The 25537-nt window shown below is 36.8% G+C and carries 25 protein-coding genes; 16 read left to right on the forward strand and 9 right to left on the reverse strand.

Annotation, left to right across the window (positions count from 1 at the left end; genetic code table 11):
* The first annotated feature begins 3 nt into the window (after positions 1-3).
* The 15 genes from mobA (at position 4) to HQN62_RS06250 (ending at position 15383) form a co-directional block, all read left to right on the forward strand.
* Positions 4-573, forward strand: a complete 570-nt coding sequence (gene mobA / locus HQN62_RS06180) for a molybdenum cofactor guanylyltransferase (RefSeq protein ID WP_173503704.1) — start codon at positions 4-6, stop codon at positions 571-573.
* Positions 570-812 carry a MoaD/ThiS family protein gene (locus HQN62_RS06185; RefSeq protein ID WP_165818090.1) on the forward strand — a complete coding sequence of 81 codons (243 nt, stop codon included), beginning with the start codon at positions 570-572 and terminating at the stop codon, positions 810-812. Before mobA ends, HQN62_RS06185 begins: the two co-directional genes overlap by 4 nt.
* A gap of 86 nt (positions 813-898) precedes the next feature.
* A complete protein-coding gene (locus HQN62_RS06190) occupies positions 899-1954 on the forward strand; it encodes a HesA/MoeB/ThiF family protein (RefSeq protein ID WP_173503705.1) in 1056 nt (351 codons plus the stop codon).
* Positions 1955-2120: 166 nt separating this feature from the next.
* Positions 2121-2594 (forward strand): molybdenum cofactor biosynthesis protein MoaE, encoded by a 474-nt coding sequence (locus HQN62_RS06195; protein WP_116795959.1) that lies wholly within the window; start codon positions 2121-2123, stop codon positions 2592-2594.
* A gap of 61 nt (positions 2595-2655) precedes the next feature.
* Positions 2656-3570: a bifunctional molybdenum cofactor biosynthesis protein MoaC/MoaB gene (moaCB, locus tag HQN62_RS06200; RefSeq protein ID WP_173503706.1), complete on the forward strand. Its 915-nt coding sequence runs from the start codon at positions 2656-2658 to the stop codon at positions 3568-3570.
* The gene (gene moaA, locus HQN62_RS06205) at positions 3560-4567 is read left to right on the forward strand and encodes a GTP 3',8-cyclase MoaA (RefSeq protein ID WP_173503707.1); all 1008 of its coding nucleotides are present in this window, start codon (positions 3560-3562) and stop codon (positions 4565-4567) included. Before moaCB ends, moaA begins: the two co-directional genes overlap by 11 nt.
* 208 nt (positions 4568-4775) lie before the next feature.
* Positions 4776-5726: a tRNA modification radical SAM protein MnmL/YtqA gene (gene mnmL, locus HQN62_RS06210; protein ID WP_173503708.1), complete on the forward strand. Its 951-nt coding sequence runs from the start codon at positions 4776-4778 to the stop codon at positions 5724-5726.
* Positions 5727-6146: 420 nt separating this feature from the next.
* Positions 6147-7739: a NarK/NasA family nitrate transporter gene (locus tag HQN62_RS06215; RefSeq protein ID WP_173503709.1), complete on the forward strand. Its 1593-nt coding sequence runs from the start codon at positions 6147-6149 to the stop codon at positions 7737-7739.
* A 226-nt stretch (positions 7740-7965) separates the two neighbouring features.
* Entirely contained in the window at positions 7966-9015 is a 1050-nt protein-coding gene (locus tag HQN62_RS06220) for an MFS transporter (RefSeq protein WP_173503710.1), read from the forward strand.
* Positions 9016-9089: 74 nt separating this feature from the next.
* The gene (locus HQN62_RS06225) at positions 9090-11306 is read left to right on the forward strand and encodes a molybdopterin oxidoreductase family protein (RefSeq protein ID WP_173503711.1); all 2217 of its coding nucleotides are present in this window, start codon (positions 9090-9092) and stop codon (positions 11304-11306) included.
* A gap of 16 nt (positions 11307-11322) precedes the next feature.
* A complete protein-coding gene (locus HQN62_RS06230; protein ID WP_173503712.1) occupies positions 11323-11892 on the forward strand; it encodes a 4Fe-4S dicluster domain-containing protein in 570 nt (189 codons plus the stop codon).
* 83 nt (positions 11893-11975) lie between these two features.
* Positions 11976-12491 (forward strand): Rieske (2Fe-2S) protein, encoded by a 516-nt coding sequence (locus HQN62_RS06235; protein ID WP_173503713.1) that lies wholly within the window; start codon positions 11976-11978, stop codon positions 12489-12491.
* Between the two features lie 85 nt (positions 12492-12576).
* A complete protein-coding gene (locus HQN62_RS06240) occupies positions 12577-12828 on the forward strand; it encodes a DUF6755 family protein (protein ID WP_173503714.1) in 252 nt (83 codons plus the stop codon).
* A 389-nt stretch (positions 12829-13217) separates the two neighbouring features.
* A complete protein-coding gene (locus HQN62_RS06245; RefSeq protein ID WP_173503715.1) occupies positions 13218-14747 on the forward strand; it encodes an ArnT family glycosyltransferase in 1530 nt (509 codons plus the stop codon).
* Between the two features lie 147 nt (positions 14748-14894).
* The gene (locus tag HQN62_RS06250; protein WP_173503716.1) at positions 14895-15383 is read left to right on the forward strand and encodes an SRPBCC family protein; all 489 of its coding nucleotides are present in this window, start codon (positions 14895-14897) and stop codon (positions 15381-15383) included.
* Between the two features lie 148 nt (positions 15384-15531).
* Here HQN62_RS06250 and nadB read toward each other — a convergent pair whose 3' ends face one another.
* Both nadB and nadA read right to left on the reverse strand, forming a co-directional pair.
* Positions 15532-17073 (reverse strand): L-aspartate oxidase, encoded by a 1542-nt coding sequence (gene nadB / locus HQN62_RS06255; RefSeq protein WP_173503717.1) that lies wholly within the window; start codon positions 17071-17073, stop codon positions 15532-15534.
* 2 nt (positions 17074-17075) lie between these two features.
* Positions 17076-18002: a quinolinate synthase NadA gene (nadA, locus tag HQN62_RS06260; protein ID WP_173503718.1), complete on the reverse strand. Its 927-nt coding sequence runs from the start codon at positions 18000-18002 to the stop codon at positions 17076-17078.
* Positions 18003-18263: 261 nt separating this feature from the next.
* Between nadA and HQN62_RS06265 the strand changes: the two genes are divergently transcribed.
* The gene (locus tag HQN62_RS06265) at positions 18264-20081 is read left to right on the forward strand and encodes a hypothetical protein (protein ID WP_173505525.1); all 1818 of its coding nucleotides are present in this window, start codon (positions 18264-18266) and stop codon (positions 20079-20081) included.
* 64 nt (positions 20082-20145) lie between these two features.
* On the opposite strand, the gene HQN62_RS06270 is transcribed toward HQN62_RS06265, so the two are convergent.
* The 7 genes from HQN62_RS06270 to nrdD all read right to left on the reverse strand — a co-directional run bounded on the left by HQN62_RS06270 (position 20146) and on the right by nrdD (position 25370).
* Entirely contained in the window at positions 20146-20889 is a 744-nt protein-coding gene (locus tag HQN62_RS06270; protein WP_173503719.1) for a DUF3667 domain-containing protein, read from the reverse strand.
* A 306-nt stretch (positions 20890-21195) separates the two neighbouring features.
* Entirely contained in the window at positions 21196-21924 is a 729-nt protein-coding gene (locus HQN62_RS06275) for a hypothetical protein (protein WP_173503720.1), read from the reverse strand.
* A gap of 61 nt (positions 21925-21985) precedes the next feature.
* Positions 21986-22420 carry an RrF2 family transcriptional regulator gene (locus HQN62_RS06280; RefSeq protein ID WP_100431833.1) on the reverse strand — a complete coding sequence of 145 codons (435 nt, stop codon included), beginning with the start codon at positions 22418-22420 and terminating at the stop codon, positions 21986-21988.
* A gap of 248 nt (positions 22421-22668) precedes the next feature.
* Positions 22669-23118, reverse strand: coding sequence for a CopD family protein (locus HQN62_RS06285; protein ID WP_173503721.1), 450 nt, complete (start codon positions 23116-23118; stop codon positions 22669-22671).
* Between the two features lie 203 nt (positions 23119-23321).
* Positions 23322-24530, reverse strand: a complete 1209-nt coding sequence (locus tag HQN62_RS06290) for a hypothetical protein (RefSeq protein WP_173503722.1) — start codon at positions 24528-24530, stop codon at positions 23322-23324.
* A 2-nt stretch (positions 24531-24532) separates the two neighbouring features.
* Positions 24533-25249 (reverse strand): anaerobic ribonucleoside-triphosphate reductase activating protein, encoded by a 717-nt coding sequence (locus HQN62_RS06295; protein WP_371811637.1) that lies wholly within the window; start codon positions 25247-25249, stop codon positions 24533-24535.
* Positions 25203-25370 (reverse strand): anaerobic ribonucleoside-triphosphate reductase, encoded by a 168-nt coding sequence (nrdD, locus tag HQN62_RS19090; RefSeq protein WP_116798361.1) that lies wholly within the window; start codon positions 25368-25370, stop codon positions 25203-25205. Before nrdD ends, HQN62_RS06295 begins: the two co-directional genes overlap by 47 nt.
* Between the last annotated feature and the right edge of the window lie 167 nt (positions 25371-25537).

The raw sequence follows: 25537 nt of genomic DNA on the forward strand, positions 1-25537 counted from the left end.
AATATGGAAAATAAAATCACAGCAATAATATTGGCCGGCGGAAAAAGCCAACGCATGGGGACCGATAAGGGTTTATTGGATTTGAACGGAAAAACATTTATCAAACACATTTGCGATGCTTTGCAGCCGATTGTAGGTTCCAATATTTTGATTGTCTCTCCCAATAAAGAATTTGATGCTTTGGGTTTTTCCAGAGTGGAAGATATAATCGAAAATAAAGGTCCTGTGGGAGGACTTTACACAGCACTGAAAGAGTCTAAAACCAAAGTAAATCTGGTTTTGAGTGTCGATGTGCCGATGGTGTCGACTGAATTATTGCAATGGTTAATAGAAAGTCACAACGAAACCGATATGGTTACACAAACAAAAAGCGGTGATAAAACGTGCCCATTGATTGGGGTTTACGACCGCTCGATGCGAATTGTTTTTGGGGAACATATAGCTGGAAACCAATTGAAATTGCGACAAGTAATTGAGGATGTAAAACATCAAACTATTGAGGTTCCTGAAAAATGGAGCAATCAGGTGCAAAATATAAATACACTAGAAGAATATCAAAATTTAATCAAATGACCATAACGCTAAAATATTTTGGTTTACTCGCTGATATCACGCAATTGAAAGAGGAGCAATTTTCTTTTGATCAAGAGACTATCTCGGTTTCTGCATTAAAATCAAAAATTGAAAACAGTTACCAAAACATGCAAAATACAACTTATAATATTGCGGTTAATCAAACGATGAGCGATTTGAAAACCGTGATAAAAGATAATGATGTAATTGCTTTTTTGCCACCGTTTGCAGGAGGATAAAATTTGTTTAAAGTTTAGAGTTTAATGGTTTAAACCCGTTTAACTTTAAATTTTTAAACGATTAAACTTTTAAACGATTAAACCATATGAGATATTCCAGACAAATAATTCTCCCGGAAATTGGAGAAATAGGCCAGCAAAAATTGCAGGACGCCCGTGTCTTGGTGATTGGTGCTGGAGGTTTGGGCTGTCCGGTTCTTCAAAATTTGGCTGCGGCTGGAGTAGGCAACATCGGAATTGTGGATGGGGATGTGGTGGACGAAACCAATTTGCACAGACAATTATTATACACCTTAAAAGATTGCGGAAACAGCAAAGCCGAAATAGCCAAGAAAGCCATTTTGGAACTCAATCCCGAAATCAGCGTAACCGCTTTTTCAGAGTTTTTTACTGTCCAAAAAGCAGCACAAATAGTGGGAGAATACCAAATCATTGTCGATTGCACCGATGCGATTGCCGTTCGCTATTTGATTAATGATGTGTCAGTCGCCAAAAGAATTCCAATGGTGTATGCCTCAATCCATAAGTTTGAAGGTCAGGTTTCGGTATTCAATTATAAAAATGGACCGAGTTACCGCTGTTTGTTTCCGGAACAGGAAGGATTAAATGCGGTTCCTAATTGCGCTGACTCAGGAGTTTTGGGGATTTTACCGAACACCATTGGGACATTGCAGGCTACGGAAGTGCTCAAAATAATACTGGGAATAGGCGAAATATTGTCGGGAAAATTGTTGATTTACGATGCTTTGCATTTTCAAACGCAAATCATCAATTTCTCTAAAAATCCAAAAGCAATCGAAAAAGGAATCATAAAAGGAATAAAGCTTTTAAACAGTAAAAAAGCAGAAACAGATTTAAGCCCGGAATCTTTTTTTGAAAAATGCAATCAGTCGGGAATTATTGTTATTGACGTTCGGGAATTGGAAGAAATTCCAGAGTTTAACGGGAAGAATATTGTTCGGATTCCTTTGGGCGCATTAGAAGAATACAGTAAGAAATTGGATAAAAATCAGGAAATTGTTTTGTTTTGTCAAACGGGACAACGCAGTTTAGCCGCGATGAATTATCTCCAAAAATCAGGATTTGTTGGAGTTTTTCATTTAGGAAAAGGCATTGAATCTTTGAAAAATCAATTTCAATAGCAATGACAATTTCAATATCAATAGGAAATTATAAATGACAATAAATCTGCGTAAATCTGTCAAATCTGCGTGAAAATATAACCACAGTGATTTAGCAAATTATATAAAATCTATTTAATAACAGAAGTAAATATTTCAACTGAATTTTTATTCAAATAAAAAAATAATGTCAACAGATAAACCAAAAAAAAGTTCTTTTATTCAAGGACAGATAACATCCGAATTCATCGGGAATTCGATTGCCAAACACCAAAGCAAAACCACAATTGGCGCCCACAATATTTTTCTGGGCCAAGTTCGCGCCGATGTGATTGAAGGAAAAACAGTCGCCGCTATTGAATACACCGCCTACGAAGAAATGGCTGAACAAACGTTCTACGAAATTCGGGAAGCGGCTTTCGCCAAATATGAGCTTTCTTGTTTGCATATTTATCACAGTTTGGGAACGGTAAAAACAGGCGAAATATGTTTATTTGTCTTTGTTTCCGCACCAAGACGAAAAGTGGTGTATGAAGCTTTGGAGTTTTTGGTGGAAGAAATAAAAGAAAAGACAGCCATTTTCGGAAAAGAAATTTTTGAAGATGAAAGCTACACTTGGAAAGTAAATGCCCCCCAGCCCCGAAAAGGGGGAGTTATGTAGATTGTCTTAATAGGAGCAAATCTAAAATCTAAAATCAGTTAATCTGAAATCTAAAATCCCTATGGTAGATATCACCCACAAAATAATAACACAACGCACAGCGACAGCACAAGCAATCGTAAAAGTAGGTTCGCCGGCGACAATACAAGCTGTTTTGAATAAAACCGTGCCGAAAGGCGATGTGTTGGAAGTCGCACGAACGGCAGGTTTGTTTGCCGTAAAAAACACATCGAACTCCATTCCGGATTGTCACCCCATGCCGATAGAATTCACCGGAATTGAATATGAACTGCTCGAAGATTCGGTATTGATAAAAGTAACCGTCAAAGCGATTTATAGAACAGGAGTGGAAGTCGAAGCCATGCACGGTGCATCAATAGTAGCCTTGACGATATACGATATGCTAAAACCTATCGATAAACAAGTCGAAATTTTGGCCATAAAGCTATTAAACAAAAAAGGTGGAAAATCCGATTATGGGGTCAAAGACGACCTTGATTTATCGGTAGCGGTAATCGTTTGTTCGGATAGTGTTTCCAGCGGAGAAAAAGAGGACCGAGCCGGAAAAGCAATCTCGGATAAAATTAAAAAATTGGGGCTAAGTGTTTCGAATTATACCATAATCCCTGATGAGGTGGCCTATATTCAGGAAACAATAAACAAGTTGTGTTCCTCAAACAAAGACTTAATTATCCTTGCGGGTGGAACTGGTTTGTCCAATCGAGACGTTACTCCCGAAGCTATACTCCCGATGCTCGACCGACGCATTCCGGGAATTGAGGAAGCCATTCGCTCTTACGGACAGGAAAGAACGCCTTATGCAATGTTGTCCCGAAGCGTGGTCGGCTTCAAAGGCGATACGTTGATTATGGCTTTGCCAGGTTCCACAGCGGGAGCCAGCGAATCTATGGATGCTGTGTTTCCGTCCGTATTGCATTTATTTAAAATATTAAATGGTTTCAACCATGGAAAATAACAAAAATCCAATGCAGGACAACCACGGCAGAACGCACAATTACCTCCGCATTTCGATTACGGAACATTGTAATTTGAGATGCACTTATTGTATGCCGGCTGAGGGGATTGCACTTACACCAAGAGCGCATCTGATGACTGCAGACGAGATTGTTACTATCGCTCAAGCTTTCGTAAAACTCGGTGTGACCAAAATCCGATTGACCGGTGGCGAGCCTTTGGTCCGAAAAGATGCCAAAACCATTATCGAACAATTAGGGAAACTAGGTGTTGAACTAACGTTGACAACCAACGGAATTTTGGTTCACGAATTCATAGATACGTTCAAAGAAGCAGGAGTTACCACTTTGAACGTGAGCATCGACAGTTTAAAAAAAGATAAATTCAACCTAATCACCCGCCGTAATTATTTTGAAAAAGTAATCGAAAATCTCAATCTACTTGAAGTAAATAATTTCAAGGTAAAACTGAATGTAGTCGTTATCAAAGGGTTTAATGATAACGAAATTATCGACTTTATCGAAATGACTAAAGACCGAAACATTCAAATCAGGTTTATAGAATTTATGCCTTTTGATGGCAACCAATGGAATAAAGAAAAACTGGTGAGTTATGCCGAAATCCTAACGCAAGTCAAAGCTTTTTATTCGGATGAAAAGGTTAACCGTTTACAGGACAGACCTAACGACACTTCCAAAAATCATAAAATTGAATCCTATAGAGGCAGTTTTTCGGTAATCAGTTCCGTAACCAATCCGTTTTGCAGTACATGCAACCGCATCCGCCTAACCGCAGACGGAAAACTAAAGAATTGTTTGTTTTCGAATTCTGAAACCTCTTTGCTCGACACATTACGTGCGGGAGATTCAATAGAACCACTTATCTTTCAAAATATAAAATCAAAATTCGCCATGCGTGGCGGAATGGATGATGATGCTAAATTCCAGAATCCTTTTCTTTTTTCTCAAAATCGTAGTATGATTAAGATTGGGGGCTAAGTGAAGTAGTAGGAATTATTTCACGAAGACTCGCGAGAGAAAACAAAGATTCACGAAGAGAAGTACTTTTTTTACTAATTCCTTTGCGATTCTTTGCGTGTACTTTGTGAATCTTTGCGAAATAACTTTTTCATGCAACAAGAGTTTATTATAAAATCCCTGATAAAAGTCATTGTTGGCATTATACAATAGTGAATAACTTTGTAAAATGAAGGCAGAAGCAGAATCCAATAAAAAAGGGTACAATAACTATGGCACCCATCTCCGCGAAAAATACAACGGCAAAAAAGTTTTCAAAGTAATAGTCGATGGCAATTTTAGCTGTCCCAACCGCGATGGGCTAAAAGGCTACGGAGGTTGCACCTATTGCAATGTCGATTCCTTCACCCCAGATTTTTCCAGAAAAGCGCCCACGATAGAAGATCAATTGCTTCAAGGAATGGAGCGTGCCAAAAAATCATACAAAGCCGATCATTTTATTGTCTACTTCCAACCAAATACCAATACTTATGCTCATGTAGATTATCTAAAAACGATTTACGACCGGGCTTTGGCTTTCAATCCCGATGAGGTGGTTGGGTTTTCGGTGGGGACGCGTCCCGATTGCATTGATGCCGAAAAAGTGGCTTTGCTCGAAAGCTATTGCGACCGATTCGAAGTCGATCTCGAAATGGGAATGGAGTCCATGTATGACGAAACTTTAGAAAAAATAAACCGTGGCTGCACCCATGCCGAGTTCATCACCGCAGTGGAATTGTTAAAAGACAGTCCAATCGATTTGTGTGTGCATACCGTTTTCGGATTCCCTTGGGAAACCCGAGAAATGATGCTTAATTACATCAATGAAATAAACCGTTTTCTGCAAATAAAATTCGTAAAATTCCATCATCTGCACATCGTCGAAGGTTCTATTATGGGCGTACATTACAAACGAAATCCGTTTCCGCTCTTCACATTGGAACAATACACCGACTTGCTTTGCGACTTAATCCCACTCCTGCGACCAGACATAATCATTCAGCGCCTTTTCGGAATCTCCGATTGGGATTTGCTCATCGCCCCAAATTGGGGACTCAAAAAAACCGAAATCCAGCATTATATCGATTCCACAATCGAAAAAAGAGGAATTATTCAAGGTTCAAAATACACCACCATATAGACAAATAGAAAGTTTTGGGCGTGACCACCGCTAGAAAAAAGGGCTATTTTCGTTGTGGTCATTGCCCTTTTTCCTATCGGCGGTCGGGCTATCCATGCTACTTCGGTAGCTTATTTCTATCCCTCACGCGAATGTCATTAAGTTAAGGATATAAAGTTATCGTTTTGTCATTCCGAAGAATGAGGAATCTCACTAGTGACTTCCGTTATATGATTTTTCCTTCGTCGAAATGACATGAAAAAACGCTTAACTTAATGATATTACCTTCACGCTATCTCAACAAATTCAATGAAGATGAAGCTTTTGCATTCATAATGGAATTTTATCCTTAGCTGATAAAAGTCATATTTTATATTCTTTTTGCCCCTTAATTTTACATCATAAATAAAAGACTCTTTTGTCTTTTTAAATTTTGTACATATGAAAACTTGGCTAGACAAATGGGAACCGGAAAACGAAGAATTCTGGGAAAATACAGGCAGTAAAATTGCTTGGAAAACTTTGATAATTACAACATTGTCATTGATAATGTCTTTTGGATCGTGGTTTATGATGAGTGTAATAGCAGTGAAATTGCCAGGTCTTGGTTTTCCATTTTCTAAGGATCAGCTTTTTTGGCTGGTTGCCATTCCTGGATTAGCAGCAGGATTTTTAAGAATTATACACACTTTTATTCTGCCCATTTTTGGTACAAGACATGTAGTAACCGTGGCAACTTTACTTAAATTAATTCCGGCAATTGGAGTTGGATTTGCGGTGATGGACACCAATACTCCTTATTGGGTATTTGTTCTTTTGGCTATTACTACTGGTTTTGGAGGTGGAGATTTTTCCTCCTTTATGCCTAGCACAAGTTTGTTTTTTCCAAAAAGGCTGAAAGGAACAGCATTGGGAATCCAAGCAGGAATTGGGAATTTTGGTGTTAGTTTAGCCCAATTTGTTACGCCGCTTATTTTGAGTGTTAGTATCTACGGTGCTTCATCGGTATTTACAAGTATTGATCCCAAAGAAACGCAGAAAGTTTTTATAGACTCAACAATTGGAAAACAAAGAGAAGTTTTTGCAGCTTTGGATACTAAAGCACAAAATCATATTTTGGCCAATGTTAAGAAACCGGTATTGGATTCGGTTATTGCGGCATCAGGCTCTAATGAAAATGTCGAAATTTTTGCAGCATTGCCACAGAAAGTGAAATCGAAAGCGATTGCTAACGCCAATCCTAAATTGGCCGAACGAATAATAAACAATATTAGTCCCGGCAATGAGGCGGTTAAAAATATAAACATCTACATCCAATCGGCAGCATTTTGGTATTCTGGATTTCTTTTGGGTCTGGCACTTGTCAGTTGGTTGTTTTTAAAAAGTATTCCAATGCAGGCTTCAATAAAAGAGCAAATGGATATTTTTAAAAATAAGCATACTTGGTATTGTACGATTACTTATTTAATGACATTTGGGACGTTTGCAGGACTATCGGCAGCATTTCCTTTGATGATTAAATATTTGTATGGCGATTTTCCAAATGCTCCAGATCCGTTGGCGTATGCTTTCTACGGCCCGCTTATTGGTTCTGCCAGCAGAGTCGCTTTTGGTTTTGTAGCCGATAAAATTGGGGGAGCCATATTGACTACCATCACCGGAATCGGGATTTTAACAGGTGCCATTATTTTGGTAACCCAAGGATTGGTTTCGCCAACGAGCATGGATCAGTTTCCGATGTTTGTAGGAGTAATTTTGGCAATGTTCTTTTTTACCGGAATTGGTAATGCGGGTACATTTAGACAATTTCCAATCATCTTTTCTGAGAATCAGCGTCAAGCGGCTGGTGTAATTGGATGGACTGCTGCAATCGCTGCTTTTGGACCTTTTATCTTTTCTAAATTAATTGGAAATAACATCACAGCAAATGGTTCTGTAAATCAGTTCTTTATTGGTTTGATTGTTTTCACTATATTAGCAACAAGTATTAATTGGTGGTTTTACAACCGTAAAGGATGTGAGAAACCGAGTTAGATGTTTTTTGTGTGATTGAAATTCACTCAATACAACAAACAAATAAGTAAATCAAATAACCTAAATGCTGAGGATGTCACTTGATGGAAGTTTTTAACATATTTATGTCCATTTGTGTTTTTTAAAAGTACTTAGGTATTTTAACTTACTTTTTTGTTTGATAACTTTATAAAAAAACAAAACAGGTTTTAATGTTTAGTTTTTAAACGGTGCTAAATTTGAATTTATGAAAAACAAAACTTATAATACTAAGGCGTTATTGATTGCAACAGGACTTTCTGTTTTTATGATTGCCCTTGTTTTTTTTGGTTCCAGAAAACTGCAGAATTTTGATGCTGCACTTGTGACCTATTTATTTGGGACTGTGTTTGCTTTCTTTGGGATTGTGTACCGCTATACGGTTTGGTTGCAAAGACCGCCGACTTGGATTTATTTCAAACGAGGAATTACGTATTTGATAACGGGAAAAGTGTTTTCGCATTTTTGGTTTGCAACTAAGGAATCGGTGGAAAATATTGCTTTTCAAAAGTTTATTTATCCAAGAGGAAAATACCGATGGATCGCGCATTTTATGATTGCTGTGGGATGCACTTCTGCATTTTTGATAACTATACCACTCACTTTTGGCTGGATAAATTTTGCAATGGCACCTAATACGATTTCAGTATATGAAGCCTATTTTTTCGGGTTTAAAGTGATGGATTTCAATTTGGATTCCATTACCGCTTTTTTGACTTTCCATGCTTTGAACTGGTCATCTTACTTGGTCATTTTTGGGTCGCTGTATTATTTAAGAAGACGTTTGACGAATCCGGGTTTGATTGCCACCCAGTCATTTGAAGGGGATTTATTGCCACTTATTTTACTAATTGCCATTTCGGTTACTGGATTGGGATTGACATATTCATACCAATTTATGAAAGGATTTGCGTTTGATTTCTTGGCCGTTTTGCACGCTGTTACAGTAATCATGTTTTTGATTTGGATTCCCTTCGGAAAATTTTTTCATATCATTCAGCGTCCGGCTCAAATTGGAGCACATATTTATAAGAAGCAAGGAATGAAAATGGGAATGGCGGTTTGCCCTCATACAGGAGAGGAGTTTGCCACTAAATTGCATATTCAGGATTTGAAGACCGTTACCGAACAATTAGGTTTTGATTTCTCTCACGAAGATGGAACATCACATTTGGATTTGAGCCCGGAAGGTAAAAGGTCTAGATTGGCACAAGCGCATTTGAAAGCGAGATTGGAAGGGGGAAATTTGTTTGGATAATTTGGGAAGTAAGAAATTAGAGGTTAGATTTTAGAAGTGAAAAATACAAGACAGACAATTGTAAAAAATATAAAATGGCAAAATTACCTGTAGCAGAGGAGAATATAGTAAAGCATTTTGGTCCCACACTAAATTATGCGCCCAAGGACGGATATGTGGGCAGGGACGAGCCGGATGAGGCTGTGAAGACACATTGTTGTTTTTGTGGGATGCAGTGTGGAATCCAATTGTTGGTGAAAGAAAATAAAGTGGTGGGTTTCGAACCGTGGATGGAATTTCCTTTTAACGAAGGAAGACTGTGTCCAAAAGGGGTTCAGCGTTATTTACAGAATAACCACCCAGACCGTTTATTAAGTCCTTTGAAAAGCGTTCCTGGACAAGGATTTGTACCTACTTCTTGGGATGATGCGATGGACAAAACGGTTTCTGAAATTAAACGCATTCAGGAAAAATACGGGAATGATGCGTTCTCAATGCTATCGGGAGTTTCATTGACGAATGAGAAAAGTTATTTGGTTGGAAAATTTGCCCGTGTGGCTCTTAAAACCAAGAACCTGGATTACAACGGTCGTTTGTGCATGGTGAGTGCCGGTGCGGGGAACAAAAAGGCTTTTGGACTGGACAGAGCTTCCAATAATTATTCTGATTTGGAGTATGCCGAAGTGATTATTGTGGCTGGTGCCAATATCAGTGAGACTTTTCCAACACTGACACACTGGATTTGGAAAGCACGTGATCGCGGTGCCAAAATTATTGTAATTGACCCAAGGATGATTCCGCTGGCGCGAACTGCCGATATTCATTTGGATGTTCGCCCGGGAACCGATTCAGCTTTGTATGGCGCAATGCTAAAATATTTGGTGGATCACGATATGCTGGACCACGATTTTATAGATAATTATACTTCGGGTTTTCAGGAAACGATAGATGCCGTAAAAGATTACACCCTGGAATGGGCGGAGGAAGTTACTGGAATTGACAAAAATAAAATACGCGAAGCGGCCGAATTATGGGGCAAAGCCAAGACGAGTTTCTTGCTTCACGCTCGTGGAATAGAACATCATTCCAAAGGGGTAGATAATGTTGTGGGTTGCATCAATTTGGTACTGGCAACAGGAAGAATTGGAAAGCCATATTGTGGTTACGGAACCATTACGGGTCAAGGTAACGGACAAGGCGGTAGAGAACACGGTCATAAATGTGATCAATTGCCGGGAAACAGGGATATCGAAAATCCGGAACACCGCAAGTATATTTCGGATGTTTGGGGAATCAACGAGAAAGATTTACCCGGAAAAGGGCTTTCGGCCTATGAAATCATCGAAGCCATTCACCGTGGAGAAATTAAGGGATTGATATCGATTTGTTTCAATCCATTGGTGTCTTTGCCAAACAGCAATTATGTTCGTGAGGCTTTAGAAAAATTGGAATATTACGTTTGTATTGACTTTTTCTTGAATGAAACTGCACGCCACGCCGATATTGTGTTGGCTGGTTCGTTGCAGGAAGAGGAGGAAGGAACTACAACATCTGCAGAAGGAAGAGTGATACGCATCCGTCAAGCGGTAACGCCTCCGGGAATGGCTAGAACTGATACTTCAATTATTTTGGAATTGGCCAAACGTTTGGGCGTGAAAGATAAATTTACGTATGAGAATAGTGAAGCTATTTTCAACGAATTACGTGTGGCTTCTAAAGGTGGAACTGCCGATTATTACGGAATTACATATAAAAGAATTGAAGACGAAATGGGTGTTTTTTGGCCATGTCCAGAAATCGGTCATCCCGGAACACCTCGTTTATGGGAAGACAGAAAATTCAAAACACCTGATGGGAAAGCACATTTTAACGCCGCTCCGTACAAGCTTCCGGGCGAAGTGACCGATGCGGATTATCCTGTGATTTTGACAACAGGCCGTGTAGTGTCACAATATTTGAGCGGTACCCAAACCCGTAGAATAGGTAAATTGGTCGATCAATATCCAGAGCCATTATTGGAGATTCATCCTAAATTAGCTCAACAATATGGAATCAAACAAAGAGAATTAATAAAAGTTTCCACCCGACGCGGAGAAGGAATTTTTCCTGCGAATATTGTGGAAACCATTAGAGAGGATACTGTTTTTATACCATACCACTGGTCGGGTAAAAAATCGGCCAACCAGTTAACACCGGGAACATTAGACCCGATTTCCAAAATTCCAGAGTTCAAGGTATGTGCCTGCCATTTGGAACCACTCAAGGAAATAGCGGCTCCCTCCAAAGAATCAACAGCGTATGCAAGTGTTTAATCTATAAAAAAGAAGTATGAATTACACCAGTTTCAATAAAAACGAGGAATTTTTTGTAGATATGCAACGTTGCATTGGCTGTAAAGCCTGTGAAATGGCTTGCGCCGAATGTGAAACCAATGGTCAAGAATCCTTGATTCACGTGAATTATGTAGATCGGGCTTCGACTGTGCAAACCACCGTACAAGTGTGTATGCATTGTGATGATCCGGTATGTGCGAATGTGTGTCCTGCGGATGCGATTTCGAAAGACGAAAACGGAATCGTGCATACCGCCAATACCGAAAGATGTATTGGGTGTTCGAATTGTGTATTGGCCTGTCCGTTTGGCGTGCCGAAAAAAGAAGAGTCCTATGACTTGATGATGAAATGCACGATGTGTTACGACAGAACCAGCATTGGCAAAAAACCAATGTGTGCAACAGTTTGTCCAAGCGGTGCTTTGTTTTTCGGTACAAGAACCGAAATAGAGGAAATGCGTCCGAACAGCACGCCTATCAATACTTTCATTTTTGGTAAAGAAATTGTCAACACCAAGGTGAATATCATGATGCCGAAAGGAAGCACGGAGTTGATTATATACTAGTGGCCCCTTAACAACGCCCGAAGGGGGAACTTCGCAGTACGCTAAAAACTAAAAACAGATAACCGATAACAGATAAGTGTCTTATGTCAAAAGAAGATAATTTAAATAAAAACTGGAAGAAAGACTTTCCAATCCTGAAACAACAGGCGACCAATGTAAGCCGTCGTGATTTTGCCAAATTCCTAACCCTGGTTTCGGGTGGACTGATGGTTGGCAGCGGACTCGTAGCCGCCAAAGCCTATTTGCTTCCCAAAGAAGAAGTCGAGGGAGAGCATTTTGTATGCAAGAAAGATGAGGTTCCTGTTGGTGGCACCCGTGCTTTTGTAATTGAAGGAAGCACCATACCGTATATATTGATTCATCTCGAAAGTGGTGATTTCAAAGCGTATGAGCAAAAATGTACACACTTATCATGTTCCGTATTTTACAAACCCGGCACCGGAATTATTCATTGTCCATGTCACGAAGGCTCATTTGATGCCAAGACTGGAGATGTTTTGGGAGGTCCTCCGCCAAGAGCATTGCCGAGTTTGGAAGTTTTTTTTAAGGAAAATGATATTTATGTCAAAGCATCCCATCACGAAGAACATGCAGTTTAAAAAGTTATCAGTTGTCTGTTTTTAGTTATCCGTTTATACTAAAAACTAAAAACTGAAAACCAATAATCGTTAACAAAAGAAAACTATGAGTACCTTTAGAACCAGTCAAAATCAAGCGAATCCCAACAAGCTGAACAACATCCTTTCGACCTTGATATTCATATTGATTTTGAATGTCACCATTCAGATTTGGTTGTTGTATGCCTCGTTGAACAACGCTTTAGAAAATAATAAAGAAATTTTAATACCAGCATTTATTGCCTCGTTAATCTTGTTTTTAATAGGCTTTAGCTGGTTGTATTACCTTCCTTCAGGAAATAAGCCGCAACAAAAATAATGCTATAAAATCTCTTATTCATTACAATCCCTGTTTAACGACTGGGATTTTTTATTAGAGATAATTTGGGCGTGACCCCGCAGAACAAAGGGGCTTATTTATAGTGCCGCTTACTCAGCCCCTTTTTTCCGAGGGGTCGGGCTATCCATGCTACTTCGGTAGCTTATTTCAAATGAAATTCACTGAACACAAATGAGAATAAATATATAGTGAAGTAATCCCTCACGCAGCTTACAAGATATTTTGGAAAAACGAGAGATAAATCCTTTTCATAACAAGTTCTTTTATTGTAGTTGAAATCCGTTATATTTATGTCATAATTTATAACAAGTTTGATTACATATTTTTAATCAAATTGATAGTACGACTAGCATAATAAATGAACCTCAATGAACAAAAAAACTTTACTATTATTCGGTTTTATCATACTGAAATTTATTTTGCAATATTCATTAATAAGCTCTGACTACGATTTGCAGCGGGATGAATATTTGCACCTTGACCAAGCCCATCATTTGGCTTGGGGATATCTATCGGTACCACCTTTTACATCTTGGATTTCTTATATAATTTATCTTCTTGGAAATTCAGTCTTTTGGATCAAGTTTTTCCCTTCCTTATTTGGTGCCTTGACGATTGTTGTAGTATGGAAAGCAATCGAAGAATTAAAAGGTAGTTTGTTTGCCTTAATTTTGGGTGCAACCTGCGTATTTTTCTCAGCACTTTTAAGACTGAACACTTTATATCAGCCCAATTCTTTTGATGTGTTATGTTGGACCACTTTTTATTTTATTTTAATCAAATACATCAATTCCAAAAATTCCAAATGGTTTTTCATCGGGGCAATTGTATTTGCTTTTGGTTTTCTGAATAAATACAACATTGGATTTTTGATTATTGGATTGATTCCTGCCATTTTATTGACAGAAGAACGCAAAATCTTTGTCCAGTCCAAATTGTATATTGCATTTGTTTTGGGCTTGCTCTTAATTATGCCAAATCTTTTATGGCAATACACAAACGGTTTTCCGGTAATTCATCATTTAAAAGAATTAGCGGAAACGCAGTTAGTAAATGTTGACCGATTGGAATTTTTAAAATCACAAGTGCTCTTTTTTATTGGTTCTTTTTTTGTTATTGTATTTGGCTTATTAGCTTTGTTATTGTACAAACCGTTTCAAAAATACAAACTGTTCTTTTGGAGTCTCGTTTTTACATTGGCTGTTTTTATGTATTTCAAAGCCAAAGATTATTATGCCATTGGGCTTTATCCAATTTATATTTCTTTCGGTTCCGTTTATTTGGCTAGCCAATTAAAAGAGGGGTGGAAAAGATATTTGCAACCTGTTTTAATTCTATTGCCAATACTACTTTTTATTCCGATGTACAAAGCCTTTTTTCCAAACAAAAGCCCCGAATACGTAGTGGAACATGCCAAAACGTACCAGAAGTATGGTTTGCTTCGATGGGAAGATGGGAAGGACCATTTGTTGCCACAAGATTTTGCTGATATGCTAGGCTGGAAAGAATTGGCAGTGAAAGTGGATTCGGTTTCGGCAACACTGCCTGATTTGGAGCACACCTTAATTCTTTGCGATAATTACGGACAGGCTGGAGCAATCAATTATTATTCTAAAAATAAAAAAGTAATCGCACATTCCTTCAATGCTGATTATGTTAATTGGATTCGCGTAGATAAAAAAATCAAAGATGTTATTTTGGTAAAAGAGGATGATGACGATGACAAAGAAAGAAAAAGAGAAATTCTATTATTTGACACGGTTTATTTGGCAGGAAAAAGAATCAACAAGTTTGCCAGAGAGCCCGAAATCTCTATTTATGTTTTGAGGGGTGCAAAAGTAGATGTCAACAAAAGAATAAAGGACGAGATGGAACGGAAGAAAAATTATGATGATTAGTATGGTAAGATGTGCTGATAGTCTTTTTTGATAAAAAACAAAAAGCAAGATTGTCCAAACCAATTGTCTGAAAATGGTTGTATTTATTTGTAACTGATTGATATTTAGGATTAAATTTGACATAATTAACTTTTAAATCATATAGCAATGGAGACGTCAGATTTTACAACTGTGCTATTAGTTGATCAAACTCCCGAAGTAGTATTCAAAGCCATCACTAATGTGCGTGGTTGGTGGTCCGAAGAAATTGAAGGTGATACCGAGAAACTTAATGATGAATTTACATACCATTATGAAGATGTTCATTATTGCCAAATCAAATTGATTGAAGTGATTCCAAACAAAAAAGTGGTTTGGTTCGTGAAGTACAACTATTTTAAGTTTACCAAAGACAGAAGCGAATGGACTGGAACCAAAATGAGTTTTGAAATTTCTGAGAAAGACAACAAAACAGAAATACGTGTTACACATCATGGATTGGTGCCAGAATTTGAATGTTATGAGATTTGCAGTAATGCCTGGACACAATACATTCAGCAAAGTTTAAAGAACCTAATCACGACTGGAAAAGGTCAGCCGAATGCTACCGGTAAGCCAACAACGGAAGATGAAAAAAGACTTAGTGAGGCAAAGTAGTTTTCTTTGATCTTTTTTAAATTTTGTATCGTCCCAATATTTTGGTATTGGATTATGGAGAAAAAATTCTATTTCATTTTCAAAACAAACCAAAAAAGTCTCTCAACTATATTGCTAAGAGACTTTTTTAAATTTATTTTTAAACGTTTTATTGTTTAATATCCTTTGTTTCATACTTTACAAATCCACCACAATTGCCATGACGGTCAATCGATTGCTGAACGATAAGGTTTCCAATGTCAATCATATTATTCAGTTCGTATAAATCAGTACAAACAAGATGATTTTGAATTTTTTCATCGATTTCGTTTTGTAAGCTTTTAAGTGCTTCTTTGGCTTTCAATAAATCAGAGTCAAATCGAACGATTCCCGCATTTTGTCTCATTAAGAGTTGCAATTTTGCTTTGGTTTGGGCGATGTATTCGGGAGCGATTTTTATTTTCGATTGAATGGGCCATCTTGGAATGATGCTGGCTGTTTTTGGTTCGATAAAAGGATTTTCGGCTAAGTAATGGTATATTTTATCCGAATACACCAAAGCTTCTAGCAAGGAGTTTGAAGCCAGTCTATTGGCACCATGTAAACCTGTTCTGGAACATTCGCCGCAAGCGTATAAATTTTCGATTGATGTTTTTCCATTGATGTCAACCACTATTCCGCCACACAGATAATGCTGTGCTGGAACCACTGGAATCCATTCGGTTTCAAGATCGATACCTACTTTTTTACAATGTTTGTAAATCATTGGAAAATGGTTTTTGAACCCTTCCATGTCCAAGTGCGTACAATCTAAATAAACGCATTCATCACCCGATTTTTTGAGTTCCAAATCGATGCTTTGAGAAACAATATCCCTCGAAGCCAAATCACCTCTTGCATCGTAATTGAGCATGAATAATTCCCCTTTCTTGGTTCTCAAACGAGCACCAAAACCACGAACAGCCTCGGATATCAAAAATTTGGAACCCCCTGTATTGTCAAATAAAGCAGTTGGGTGAAATTGTATAAATTCCATATCCTGGATTAGAGCATTGGCACGATACGCCATCGCAATTCCGTCTCCAGTAGCAATAATAGGGTTGGTGGTATGTCCGTATAGATGTCCAATTCCGCCGGTGGCAAGTAAAGTAAAATCAGATTGATAAGTGATTACCTCGTTTGTCTTTTCGTCAAGGGCATAAGCACCTATGCATCGATTGTTTTGTGTAATTAATTCCAACGCAAAGTGATGGTCCAGAACGGTAATGTTTTCTTTTTGCATTACTTGTTCCAAAATGGCACGTTGAATTTCATGACCTGTTTGGTCTTTATGGTGCACCACTCTGTTTTCAGAATGGCCTCCTTCTTTGCCTAAATCAAAAGTACCTTTGGAATTTTTGTCAAATTGAGCACCCCATTCAATAAGTTCTTTTAATCGTTTGGGGCCTTCAGTAACAACCATTTTAACTACAGTTTCGTCACACAATCCGTCCCCACAAATCAGAGTGTCCTCAATGTGTTTTTGATACGAATCTTCCGTTTTATCGGTAACAATTGCGATACCGCCTTGTGCGTATTTGGTGTTAGACTCGTCTGCGTTTGCTTTGGTGATAATGGTGATGGTTCTCTCAGGAAAACGATTGGCCATTTTTAGGGCAAATGTCAGACCTGCAACACCAGAACCTATAATTAAATAATTGGTTGTAATCATTATTAAGATAATTCGAGCATGCGTTCGATAGGGATTAATGCTTTTTCTCTAATGTCATCCGGAACATTAATTTCTGGAGTTTCATTTAGTAAGCAATCGTATACTTTTTGAAGGGTGTTCATTTTCATGTATCCACATTCGCTGCAAGCACAGGTATTATCCTCGTTTGAAGGTGCTGGAATCAGTATTTTATTAGGAACCTCCTGTTTCATTTTATGCAAAATACCAGCTTCAGTTGCTACGATAAATTTGTTGCTTGGATTGGTTTTTACATAATTGATCATCCCTGCGGTAGAACCAATATAGTTGGCTGTTTTTAGGATATGCGTTTCGGATTCTGGGTGCGCAATGATTTGAGCATCTGGATTTTGTTTGTACAAAGCGATTAATTTATCTAAAGAAAAAGCTTCGTGAACCACGCAAGAACCGTCCCAAAGTAGCATTTCTCTACCCGTTTGTTCCATTACATATTTTCCTAAATTTTTATCTGGAGCAAAAATAATGGGTTTGTCTTTTGGTATAGATTCTACAATTTTTACCGCATTAGAGGAAGTAACCACAATGTCTGTCAATGCTTTTACTTCGGCTGAACAGTTTACATAAGTTATAACTATATGGTCAGGGTGTGCTTCTGTAAACTCTTTGAATAAAGGGGCAGGGCATGATTCGGCTAGGGAACAACCTGCTTTCAAATCAGGTAAAATTACTTTTTTGCTAGGGTTTAATATTTTGGCGGTTTCGGCCATAAAGTGAACTCCTGCGAAAAGGATTATATCGGCATCTACTTTCATTGCTTCTTGGGAAAGTCCCAAACTGTCTCCTACATAATCTGCCACATCTTGAATATCGGATTCTTGATAATAATGCGCTAAGATTACCGCATTTTTTTCTTTTTTCAATGCCAATATACGTTCTTTAAGACTTTTCATTTTTTAAAAACTTTAATGGTGTTTTTTAATTGAAGATTAATTTCTATGCAAATATAAGGTAAAACTTTGAAGCTACACGTTTCTATAGGCTTTCTAAAAGATTCAAAAAAAATGTTTTTGTTAAAAAAATTGCCTTTGTGGTTTTCGCAACCCGCAAATCTATTGCAATATGTTTCATGTGACTATGACATTTATCAGCTTTTAAGCAAATTTGTATGGTGATATTTGCATAAAGTTTAATAAACCAATTTTATACCTATGATGACCAAAAAACAACTACATACTTTCCATATTCCGGTGATGGGATTGGCCTATACTATTGATAGTCCGATACGTGTGGCACAATATGGAATTTCATCTGTTGTCTCTATTATAGATGACGATTTGATTGAAAGAATGAATGCTTTTTATAGCGAAAAATTCAAAATACCTTATCAGGAAATCACAGAAAAGATTCATGATTATCGTGCTGAACGTGTTACTTCTTATTTGAATTTGATGGACACTATTGTAAAAGATAAATTTGAAAAATTCAAAATAGAATTAGCTGAAAGTAAACAGGCTTTGGAGAATTATATAGCAATGTTGCCTAATAAATCGGAAATTAAAAAAGGACTGCAAGATTTAGTCGACAACGGAATTGCTTTTAAAGATACGATCAAGAATTACCTTGAAGAAAACTTATCTCCTGGAGAAATTGATGTCAATATTATGACCAAAGTCGATAAAGACAATTTTATTAAAAATGAACAATTGCCGGTAGAATTTAATGATGCGCATGCTTCTCTTCGTGGTTTTGCCAATAGTAATTTATCATCTTCAGTAGTGCTTTCGGCAGGAATGAATCCTAGATTATATGCTTATTTTGAAAACTTTCCTGTTTTTTATCCAGATGCCAATAATAAATTACAAAAGAAAATTATCCTGAAAGTAAGCGATTTTCGTTCAGCGATGATACAAGGAAATTTCTTGGCCAAAAAAGGGCTTTGGGTTTCAGAATACCGAATAGAATCAGGACTAAATTGTGGAGGTCACGCCTTTGCAACTGATGGATATTTGCTGGGACCTATTCTTGAAGAATTCAAACAAAAGAAAGAGCAATTAATACAATCGGCTCACGAGTTGATGGTTAAAGCATTAGAAATAAAAGGATTGCATATTCCTGAAACACCATTAGAATTAAAAATTACTGTACAAGGTGGTGTAGGAACGGCCGAAGAACATGATTTTTTATTGGAACATTACCAAGTAGATTCTGTTGGCTGGGGCTCCCCATTTTTATTAGTTCCCGAAGCTACTTCTGTGGACTCTGCAACTAGAAAATTATTAGAAAAAGCCAAAGAAGACGATTTTTATTTGAGTCATATTTCGCCATTGGGAATTCCATTTAATGCAGTGAAAGGAACAACAAACGAGTTTTTTAAGCAAAAACGTATTGAGGAAGAAAAAGCAGGAAGTTCTTGCCCGAAAAAATTCTTGGCTTTGAGCAAAGAATATGGTCCAAAAGGGATGTGTCCCGCATCTAAAAAATACCAAGATTTAAAATTAGACGAATTGGATGCTGTAAAAGATTCATTGTCTAAAGAAGCTTTTGATAAAAAGAAAAACAGTATTACCGAGAAATCGTGTCTTTGTGTAGGTTTGGCCAATGCCTCTTATCTTGAAAACAACATTAAAATAAAAGGGCAGTCCCAAGGAGTTGTTATTTGTCCAGGTCCCAATTTAGCCTATTTTGAAAAAGAAGTTTCGCTTTTGGATATGGTAAAACACATTTATGGAAATGCTTCCGTACTTGGAAACAAAGAGCGTCCGAATGTAATTATCAATGAATTGAAAATGTACATGGATTATCTAAAAAATGAAATCAATGAGTTTTCGGAGCAAATCACGGCACCTCAAGCAAAGAAACTGAAAGCTTTCAAGAGCAATTTGAACGAAGGGATTGAATATTACCAATCATTAATTGCATCCAATAATTGGTTTGAGAAAAGTAAAGAAAAAATTGAAAATCAATTGAAACAATATAAAGAGGAACTGATTGATCTTTGTATTCCGGAACAAGTGGCAATAGCAGTTTAAATAATAATAGTTTCATAATGAAAAAGACTTGATGTAACTCAAGTCTTTTTTTTTGGATTTTAGTTTATCCTTTGTTCACAATAAGCAACACAATGACAGCAATCAAAATCACTATAAACCAGAAGATCAAGTGGGTTAATAGTGTTAAAAAGAATGTTTTTGTTTTTGACAAATGATTAAAAAATTGTTCATTGGTCCAAAAATACAAGACAAAATCAATGAGAAGAAGTATTCTGGTTACTGTATTGATTGCAGGAGCCCCGCTGTAATAATAAAGTACCGGGATGAATAGTATAGTGACATATAACTTTTGTGCCGCCTTGTATGTATTGAGGACAAAATACTCAAAAAAATTATAGCCTTGTTTTCTAAAAGCAATAACAGTGCCGATTGTATGTATGGGTATAAAGGCTAGCGTAATCCAGGCAAAATGAGCTTGTAGCCATTCTCCAATTTTTACAGCATCAATATGGGAGTCGGGGTCGACAGGGCTACTTGTATTTACGATTAAATCAATGTGAAGCAAATGAATTAAAGCTAAATAGGCTGTTGCCAATACCATCACTAGAGAAATGGGTTTGAAATGTTTCACCCTTTTTCCCTCTATAAATTCTCGAATCGAGTGACCTGGCCTAGTGAACAGTTGCTTGGCTGTATAGGCTATTCCATTGTCAAAATGAAGAAGACCTTTTTGAATATCATGCCATAAAAAGTGCAGGTTTATAGGATGAGTCTCTGCAGTTTGCCCACAATTGCTGCAATAATGTCCTTTGAAAGTTTGATGGCAGTTTTTACAAGTGATATTCATTTTCCCTGTTGATTTTTAGTCTGTATAAAAAAAGCAGAACAGAAATATTTTTAAGTAAATATAGCAGATTAATTAAAAAGGTTAAAATAAAATTAAGGTAAACGATTGTTAATTAATATCGCTTAATTCAAAAATAAACAGCTAATTAACTTTTGCACCCTATAAATACATAACAAATAAAACACTGTCGTGAAAGGGTTTGCGATATAAGAAATATAAGTTGTTGCTGTTTTACATTCTAACTTAAATGAACTTATATTTCTTATATGGTTAAAATTAGGTGCTATTTATTTTAGAATATAGCCATTAATCTTTAAACAACGTTTCGCCTTTGACTAACCAAGCAAAACCAAAACTTTCAATGGCCAAGGTTTCCATCCAGAAGGTCAATGAAAATGTTTTAAAATAGCTTGGATGAATTATTTTAAGGGAACCTGCAAATAATGTAAGTAAAGCCAAAAGCATCAAAACACCACAAGTTCTGTAAATGCGATTTCGAATGATTTTATTTGTTCCTCTTTCGCTTGGTGATTGGTCTGATTTAGTGAACAAAAAGAAAGACATATAGGATAGGCATAAAAAAAATAATGCCGCAGATGTGTAATGAAAATAAACTCTGAAATCACTGTTTGGTAGAATCGTAACAGCATATTTTTTGGTAGTATCACCACATATTTCCGTGATATTATTTGTTGGAAATAAAACTACCAAAAGCGCAAAAATTCCAGCGAATAGGGAAATATAGAAATCAATCGGTTCTTTGCCTTTGTAAACAATCAGAAAAAAGGCCAATAGGCTTAAGATAATAACAAAAATGCCACTCACTCGTGTATAATAATAATGGCTAACGGATTCTAGAGGATGCTGCAGCCCATTGTCAAGGTATAGGAATATAAATAAAAGTAAGGGCATCGCCATTCCCAAAACACCAATAATTTTTCGAAGTGTCAAACTATTGGTTAGCCAAATGCTATTGTCTTCTTTGTAATCTACTTTTAAAAAAGTGTTTAAATTGGATTGCTTAGATTTATTCATGATAAATTGGTTTAAGTTCAGTTACTTAAAAAATATCATGTAAATATAAGATTACTTTTTATTAGTATCGCAAAAAAGTATCTCCGGTCTTAATTCCTAAAGCTAATTCCTCCAGATTCGTATTTTCGAGCATAAAAGCTAATTCGTTTCGAATAGATTTGAATTTCTCATGCATCGGGCACGGATGGTCTTCGGAGCAATGTGTCAGACCTAGACCACAACCCGTAAAAACGCGGTCGCCTTCCAGGGCATTTACTATTTGAGCCAGTTTGATCTCTTTCATCGTCTCTCGAGGAATTTCGAAACCGCCTCCAACTCCCTTTATGGAATTGATAATGTTGTCTTTTGATAAAATTTGAAGAATTTTGGCCGTAAAAGCTTCAGGTGAATCTATTTTTTTGGCAATGTCTTTGAGTCCAACTCTTTTGTTCTGATAAGATTCTGAAGCTATGAAAATCGTGGCTCGAATGCCGTATTCGCAGGTTTTGGAAAACATAATCGGTTTTTTACAAATTTAAGAAATAAGTTTTATTCCCCATAGTAATAAGGGGAAAGGTTTAGGTGTTTTTTAATCAAAATTTTCATTTTTTGGGCGTGCCCCTCCGTAAAAACTACGGGTCGGGTTTTACGTTCACGCTTTTTTTTATCCCGCAAAAAAGCGTGATAAAAAAAGAGCTCCACTGCAACCCCTCACGCAAGCAACTGCTGAAAACGAATTGCCGTTAACTTATGAACTTTAGGATATTAAAATCCACCAAAACGCACAAAAGACCCAACAATAAGCATCAAAACACCAATAAAGGTGACAGATATAATATGAAAAGTCATTTCGGGCAATTTATCGGGATTGTTTTTTAGTTTTGGTAATACTCGAAATTGTGCGCTCAATGCAAAAAGCACGGTCAGCAAAAGCAAAAGCAATTTTGTGGAAACCACTTTTTCGATTGGTGCAGCAAAATGAAACCAATATTCAATGCTTACGCCATATTTATAAGCCATCATAATTCCGGTGACCACCAACAAAATCAAAGCTGTCATTCCCACCGGTTCGTATTTTCGTTCATAGTCGAGGATTATATTTTGATTTTTGTCCTTCAGGGCTTGAGGCAAATGACTAAATACGAGTAATAAATGACCGCCTACCCAAATACTCGCGCACAAAAGATGAATAATTAACAATAAATGATGGCTCATATAATTTTTGATTTAAGTTTAGGGGTTAATTTTTAAACATATAAGTCATATAAGTTTTTTTAGTTGAATGAAATAAGTTAAATCAAAGTTCATTTAAGTATGCTCAAAATAGGCTTTTATGGACTGTTTTTAGCTTATTTTTTACTTTTCAGGTTCTAATTTAAATGCTTTTTTAAAACTTATATGACTTATATGTTTGAAAATTAAGGTTGTTTATTTTTAAATGAAATTCCGATTGTCAGCATCAAAAGGCCTGCGGGTAAAAAGATACTTGACAAAAACAAATTTTGATAATAATTGGGGAATGCTCCACTTTGCAGAAATAACCAAGTGCCTTGTAGAAATAAAAGAATTTCGGTTGCTACAAAACCCAATAGGAAAATCTTGATACCCCATTTTTGAAGGGTATTTTCCGAGTTCAAAAAGCCATTTTGAAACGCAAATCCAAACAGAAAACCAGTTATAATTCCTAGCATCGTCAAGTGGATGTATCCAATTACAAAATTCCGAATTTCATGGGATACCTGTGCCAACTCAGGAACCAAAACAACCAATTGAATGATAATTTTTAAGGCTAATGAACATAAAGCAAATCGGTATACCGTTTTTTCTAAAGGGGAGAGTGGAGCAAAGAAATCTTGGAAATGAGGTTGGATGAGTAGGACAAAAAGAATAAATGAAATTAATTGTATTGTGACTCCTATGGCATTTATCCAATAAAAAATAGGATTAGAAAGAGACCAACTCACAGGCAAAGCCAACGTTAACACCGTTGCTGTAACAAATAAATTATAGAACTCGCGGAATTTTTTCTCTTCAATATTTATTTTTGATTGTTTGAAAAACAAAGCCAAAACCGCAAACATGAACCATCCATTAAATTGAAAATGAAGGAAAAACTGAATAGCAATTTGATAAAAGGCACTTGCTTTTCCCATAATCCCAACAGCAGGACCTAAACACCAAACTCCCAATGTGGAGAAAATCATAAAAAACAAAGCGGTTCGCAACATTCTTTTTTCTGGAAAAGTGGCAGGTTTAGCATCTTTCCAAATCAAATAACAGAAATAATAACTGCAAAAAATATGCAATGTAGAAAAGAGGATGGATGCAAAAGCGTATCCCTGTGCCGGGAAATCAATCATCATTCCCACGACGGCGAGTTCCGTTACCCAAAATAATCGGTTGTAAATGGGTTTTTGTTGCGCTTCTTTTGGAACAAAAAAATGAAATATCAAACAGTACAGCATCAAATACACCCAGCCTAACATCGCAACATGCGAATGTCCATGCATCAAAAACTGAAAATTAACGCCTTCGATAGGTGCAACATACATCCATCGAAGCAATAATCCCATTAGCGAAGCAATAAAAAAATTAATAAAACATACTAAAATCCAACTCTTTCTCATAATTATCCTCTAAAATGCACTTTAATTTTTTCTGTTGAAAGCTTTTCTTTTTCTAAGTCCTTGAACGAATGTCCGAGTTTCTCAATGGTCGGCGCTCCATTCACAAAATGTTGGATATAATAATTTCCGATATATCCTGTTTTTTCCAAATAGGAAATCATCTCTTGAATGTCATTTTTGACTAACAATTCGGAATGCACGGTTGTTCGTACTTCAAATGGAATTCCGCTTTGAAGTAATAAAAGTAATGACTTTTCGAAGGGAATAAAAAGTTTGGATTGTGTTATCTTTTCGAAATTTACAGGCATTGCCTTAAAATCAAGCGCCACATAGTCGATAAGTTCTTTTATGATAAGCTCTTTTAGGACTTTGGGTTGTGAACCATTGGTGTCAATTTTGACCAAAAAGTCCATTTTTTTGACTTCGTTGATAAATGAAATACTCTTTTTATGCAACAAACATTCACCTCCGCTAAAAACGACAGCATCTAGCAACTTTTTTCTGCTTTTCAGGAAATCTAGCGCTTTTTCAAACGAGATGGTTCCTTTCCCAAAAACAATTTCGGGATTGTAGCAATAAAGACACCGCATATTACAGCCTGCAAACCAAAGTATACAAGCTGATTTATGTGGGTAATCCAATAATGTAAAAGGGGTTAAGCTATAAATAGGCTTAGCAACACTTTCCTTCTGTAAAATGAGTTCGTTGTCTGTGTTCACCTTTTTTTCCTATGTTAAAACTTTCTACGGGTCTGTGGTAGCCCATTACTCGTGTGTACACCAAACACTTGGTGCGTAATTCTTGATTTTGTTCTAGAATCTGGTTTGTTGTTAGTTTCATTTTTTTATGGTTGTTTAAGGGATTAAAATGTTTATAAGTTTAAATGTTTAAGATGGTTTAGAAGTATAAAATTGAATTTGTTTGATGTTCCTGCAAGGTCTTTTACTTGACCTTGTAGGTGTCTTTTTATTGGCATTTATACCTACAAGGTTTCGGAAAAAACCTTG

It is taken from the genome of Flavobacterium sp. M31R6 (assembly GCF_013284035.1).
Lineage (GTDB): Bacteria > Bacteroidota > Bacteroidia > Flavobacteriales > Flavobacteriaceae > Flavobacterium.